The sequence below is a fragment of the Streptomyces sp. NPDC046862 genome (assembly GCF_040704615.1).
Classification (GTDB): domain Bacteria; phylum Actinomycetota; class Actinomycetes; order Streptomycetales; family Streptomycetaceae; genus Streptomyces.
The window spans coordinates 50,358-55,492 of sequence record NZ_JBEYXP010000070.1 but is presented as its reverse complement, the minus strand read 5'-3'; the positions used below and the strand labels follow the sequence as shown (position 1 = coordinate 55,492).

The following is a 5,135-nucleotide window of genomic DNA, read 5'->3' as shown; positions in this document are numbered from 1 at the left end:
GTTTGTTGGTGTTTTTGTGTTTGTGGGGGTGGGGGTGGTGGGGGGGGGGGGGGGGGGGTTGGGTGGGGGGGGGGGGGGGGGGGGGGGGGGGGGGGGGGGGGGGGGGGTGGGGGGGGGGCGGGGGGGGGGGGGGGGGGGGGGGGGGGGCCCGCGGGGGGGGCGCCCCCGCCGCCCCTACCCGTCCCCGGGGCTCCGCCCCGGACCCCGCTTCGGGGGCCGGCCCCCGGACCCCCGCTCCTCAAACGCCGGAGGGGCTGAATGGTGCGGGCCAGCGCTGAATCGTGCGGGCCGCCGCTTCTTCTCCGGCCAGGCCAAGGCTTTTAGGGGCGCGGGGAACTGCGCGACCAGCCACACCCAACCCGCACCGGGGGCTCCGCCCGTCACCCACCCCCGTACAGCGCCTCCACATGGTCGAAGCCCTCGGCGCGGAGGTTCGGCGTGGCGTCGATCGCCTGGGCGTACTGCTCCCGCAGGACGTCCTCGGGCACCCGGCGCCGCGGGGGCCGTATCGCGTTGCGTTCCAGACAGACGTCCAGCGGGGTGGTCATCACGAAGGCCGCGGCCGGGACCTCGTAGCGCTCGGCCAGTTCCAGGAACTTGGCGCGGGTCACCGGATCGGTGCTGGCGTCGGCGTCCACGACCGTGGTCAGCCGGCGCGCCAGGCGCCCCTCCAGGATCGTGCCCAGCGTGTACACCGCCTCGTCGGTGGCCGCGGGGTCCACGGCGTCGTCACAGATCAGCTCGCGCAGTGCGGACAGCTCCAGCACGCTGCCCGGCGGCCAGTCGGCGGCCACGGTGCTCTTGCCGCTGCCGGCCGCGCCGAGCAGCACGACCAGCACGGGCCCGGGGATGGCGGTGTCGGACACGGGTCGTCTCCTTTGCGGTGAGGGTGGGTTCGGGGGGACCACGGAGGCCAGGGACGTCAACCGATGCCAGGCGGACTCCGGATGCGCACGGTGATCTCCCGTGCGGGTCCTGTGAAGGGGCGTCAGCTCGTTGTACCGCACAGTCCCCCGGAACGTGCAGTGACCACGTATCCGTGCGGGTGCGCCGCTGGCGGAAAAGCGGCGGAGGAGACCCGTGCCGCCCCGCACGGCGAAGGGCGCCCGGACGGGTCTCCCCGTCCGGGCGCCCCGTCCCGGTGTGCCGCTCGTACCGCCCGGCTCTCAGAACCGCACCGGCAGTCCCCGCAGGTGACGGCCCTCCCCCGGCAGGTCGAAGTACTCCAGCTCGTCGCGGGCCACGCCCAGCGCCGTCCCGCGGTGCCGGATCAGGATCTCGTGCAGGGCGACCTCCGCCTCGACGCGGGCCAGCGCCGCGCCGATGCAGTAGTGCGCGCTGTGGCCGAAGGCGACGTGCCCGACTCCGCGGCCCAGTTCACGGGTGACGTCGAGCGCCTCGGGCGCCCGGAACTCGTCCGGATCGTGGTTGGCCGCCAGCAGCGCGCTCGTGACGGCCTCCCCCTTCCGTACGGGCATGCCGGCGAACTCCAGGTCCTCGGTGGCGTACAGGGGCGCGCCCATCGGCACGGGCGAGGTGAAGCGCAGGAGTTCGGGCACCGCCCGGCCCAGCAGCTCCGGTTCGGCTCGCAGCCGGGCCAGTTGCTCGGGGTGGTCGAGGAGGGCGAGCACCGCGGAGGCGATGAACAGCGCCGGCGGGGTGATGCCCGTGTTGATGAGCAGCAGGATCAGGGCGACCATCTCGGTCTCCGTCAGCCCGTCCGGGGCGCCCTCGCCCGAGGTGATCCACCCGGAGACCAGGTCGTCGCGGCGGTCGGCCCGGCGGCGGGCGATGAGGTCCTTGGAGTGGTCGACCATGTTCCGCAGGGCCGGGATGACCAGGTCGAGGTCCCCGGAGGCGTACTCGCGGATCCAGCGGCGCATGTCCGGCACGTCCGCCTCGTCGATGCCGATCAGGGCGCAGATGACGGTGGAGGCGAGCGGGTAGCCGACGTCCTCCAGCAGCTCGGCCTCCTGCTTCGCGGCGAGCGGCTCGATCAGGTTCCGGGTGATCTCCTCGATGCGCGGGCGCAGTTCGTTGATGCGGCGCGCGGTGAAGGACTTGGTGACGAGCTGCCGCAGCCGGGTGTGCTCGGGGCCGTCCACCAGGACCATGATCCCGAGGTAGTCGCGGTACTCCATCGGCAGCCCGTACGCCTCGATCATCTGCTCGGCGATGGACGGCCCGTCGTTCGCGAAGCCGGGGATCTTCTCCTGGTCGCGGACGAAACGGGGGTCGGACAGCGCCTCCTTGGCGTCCTCGAAGCGGGTGATCAGCCACACCGGCGTCTCCACGCCCGGCAGGGTGACCCGCACGAGGGGGGCCTGGCGGCGCAGCTCCGTGTAGCCGCGTACCGGGTCGCTCACGAGTTCCGACGTCAGCTGGACGAGCGGCTCGGTCTCCATGGTGGTCATGAGGTCTCTCCTTGGCGCGGGGATCTCGGCATCCGTGTCTCCGTGCGCCACAGTGGCGTCGCTCTCCGGCCCGCTCAAGGCCGGTCGACTGCCGCGCGGATGCCGAGGCACAGCCTCTGACCAGGCGATATCGCCGCTCCCTGGTCGTGAGGAGGGGAAGAACATGGACAGTTGAACGTCGGCCGCGAGGGCCCCGCACACGCGTGAGCGCCCGCCCCCGGGTAAGGGGGCGGGCGCTCACGTACAGGGCCGGCGTGCGGGTGGCGCCGGTGTCCTGCTCGGTGCGGGGTGGTGCGGCGCTGGTCGGTGACCGTCTGCTAACCCGTCATGGCCTCGCGGAGGCTCCTGGGGCGCATGTCCGTCCAGGTCTGCTCGATGTAGTCCAGGCACGGCCTGCGGCCGTCCTCTCCGAACGCGACCCGCCAGCCGGCGGGGACGTCGGTGAACGTGGGCCAGAGCGAGTACTGCTCCTCGTCGTTCACCAGCACGTAGAACCGGCCGTCGTTGTCGTCGAACGGGTTGGTGGTCATGGGCAACTCCAATCTGGTCGGGACCTCCCGGTGCGGGGTTCGCCCGCCGTGGGGGGAAGTCCGCGTGGTGTGGTCACGCCGTGCTGTACTGCCGGTTCGTCCTCCTCTCCGCGATCGAGTCGGCGATCTCCCCGCTCCGTACGGCGATGTTGGAGAGCAGTGAGGACGCGAGTCCGTGGGTGTGTTCGGTGCCGCCCTGGAGGTAGACACCGCAGGTGACGTCCGGTCCGGTGGCGAGACGGTAGTCCCGCTCGACCCGGAACCGGCCCTGCTCGTCGCGCAGGCAGTGCGGCTCCAGCTCGCCGAGCAGCTCGCTCGGCTCCATGGAGTCGTAGCCCGTCGCACAGATCAGCACGTCGACGTCGAGGTCGGACGTCTCGTCGCTGCGCAGGGAGTGCAGGGTGAGGCGCACCTTGTCGCCGGTCTGCTTCGCGCTGTCGACCTTCGACAGGTTCACGAAGTCCAGGCGGGGGGTGCCGCGCACCTCGTCGTCGTACGCGCGCTGGTGGAGGTCGCGGATGACCTCGTCGTCGACGACGCCGTAGTTGGTGTTCCTGTGGTAGCGCCAGAAGGCGTCCTTCGACCGCTCGCCGCCGTTGTAGTAGTCGTCCACGGCGGAGGCGTCGAAGATCCTGTTGGCGAAGGGGGTGTCGTCCGCGATGGAGTAGCCGTACGACGGCATGATCGCGGAGACCGTGGCGCCGGGGATCGAGTCGTAGACGAAGCGGACGATCTCGGCGGCGCTCTGGCCGGCGCCGATGACGGCGACCCTCTTCACCGAATCCTGGGTGAGTTTGCGGAATTTCTCGAGGAATTCCGAGCTGTGCCAGATGCGCTGGTCGCGGTCGATGCCGGCGGGCATGCGCGGCACCAGTCCGGTCGACACCACGATGTTGTGGGCCTTGACCACGCGGGTCGCGCCGCGCGGGCCCGTGCCGCGGACCGCGACCTCGACGTGGTCGAGGGGCCCGCCGTCCCGCGGCAGCCGCACGGAGGTCACCTCGGAGCTGTAGCTGACGCGGTCCGAGAAGCTGGACTCGGCCCATTCCAGGTAGTCGTGGAACTCCTCGCGGGTCGGGAAGAAGCTCTGGTTGTTGACGAACTGGGCGAGGCGTCCGGCCGCGTGCAGGTAGTTGACGAAGCTGAACTGCGAGGCGGGGTTGCGGAAGGTGGCCAGGTCCTTGAGGAAGGAGATCTGCATGGTCGCCGACGGCAGCAGCATGTTGCGGTGCCAGCCGAGCGTGGGCTGCTTCTCGAAGAACGCCGCGGAGATCGGGTGCCCGTCGCGCTTGGCCTCGTGCTCCTCCAGGGCGATGGCGAGGGACAGGTTGGAGGGGCCGAAGCCGATGCCGACGACCTCGTGGACGTCACGGTGCTGTTCCATGCGATTCTCCCGCCTTCGTGGGCTGTTGAGGGGCTGGTGATGAGCTGTCGCTTCGTGGGCGAGCCGTGCTGGGGGCCGGTTGTGGTGGGCCGGTGTGGTGTCCGTGGGTCAGGCGGCGTGCGGGCAGCCGATGTCCGGCCTGGGCAGCCGGTCCATGAGCCCGGCCGCCTCCCGGTGCCGGGTGGAGTCGCGGCCGGCGAAGGACTCCCGGACGCGCTCGCGGACGTCGGGGTCCTGTTCCTGGCTGAGCTTGAACATCCCCTCCGCGCCGGTCACGTCGACGCGGAAGGCGCCCACCGCGGGGAGGATCTTGCGGAAGTAGTCGAGGGACTCCCGCATGTCCCAGCCGGCGCCGAAGTCACCCTCGAAGGCGCGGACCGTGGAGCACACCAGCTCCAGTGACTCCTCGCCCGCCTCGTCCGGCTCGATCTTCGTCAGCGTGCCGTGGACGTGGACGGAGGTGAAGTCCCAGGTGGGCGCCGCGGGCGTCTTCTCGTAGACCGTCGGGGAGACGTAGCCGTGGGGCCCGGTGAAGGTCAGCAGGACCACGGCGCCGTCGTCCAGGGCCTTGAAGTGCGGGTTGGCCCGGTTCATGTGGCCGAGGAGCCTGGCGCCGGAGAGGTCCGGCGTCCACTCCCCGCTCGTCGTGGAGTCCGGGATGACCGGCAGGTGCGTGGCCCAGGGGCCGGCGGTGGCCGGGCCGTTGGACGTCATCAGCGCCAGCGGGTTGCCGCGCAGGATGTCCACCATCCAGGACGTGGCGGGTGTTCGGTAGGGGGCAGGGACGAACATGGTGGATGCACATCC

General features: G+C 71.4%; 5 protein-coding genes. All 5 read right to left on the bottom strand.

Annotated features, from left to right (window positions below):
* Nucleotides 1-380: 380 nt before the first annotated feature.
* The 5 genes from AB0959_RS46815 to AB0959_RS46795 all read right to left on the bottom strand — a co-directional run bounded on the left by AB0959_RS46815 (nt 381) and on the right by AB0959_RS46795 (nt 5,120).
* Entirely contained in the window at nt 381-866 is a 486-nt protein-coding gene (locus AB0959_RS46815) for an ATP-binding protein (RefSeq protein ID WP_366833044.1), read from the bottom strand.
* A gap of 300 nt (nt 867-1,166) precedes the next feature.
* Nucleotides 1,167-2,414 (bottom strand): cytochrome P450, encoded by a 1,248-nt coding sequence (locus AB0959_RS46810; RefSeq protein ID WP_366833043.1) that lies wholly within the window; start codon nt 2,412-2,414, stop codon nt 1,167-1,169.
* 317 nt (nt 2,415-2,731) lie between these two features.
* Nucleotides 2,732-2,944, bottom strand: coding sequence for an MbtH family protein (locus tag AB0959_RS46805; protein WP_152771935.1), 213 nt, complete (start codon nt 2,942-2,944; stop codon nt 2,732-2,734).
* Between the two features lie 73 nt (nt 2,945-3,017).
* Nucleotides 3,018-4,328, bottom strand: coding sequence for a SidA/IucD/PvdA family monooxygenase (locus tag AB0959_RS46800; RefSeq protein ID WP_366833042.1), 1,311 nt, complete (start codon nt 4,326-4,328; stop codon nt 3,018-3,020).
* Between the two features lie 108 nt (nt 4,329-4,436).
* Nucleotides 4,437-5,120: an FMN-binding negative transcriptional regulator gene (locus AB0959_RS46795; RefSeq protein ID WP_366833041.1), complete on the bottom strand. Its 684-nt coding sequence runs from the start codon at nt 5,118-5,120 to the stop codon at nt 4,437-4,439.
* Between the last annotated feature and the right edge of the window lie 15 nt (nt 5,121-5,135).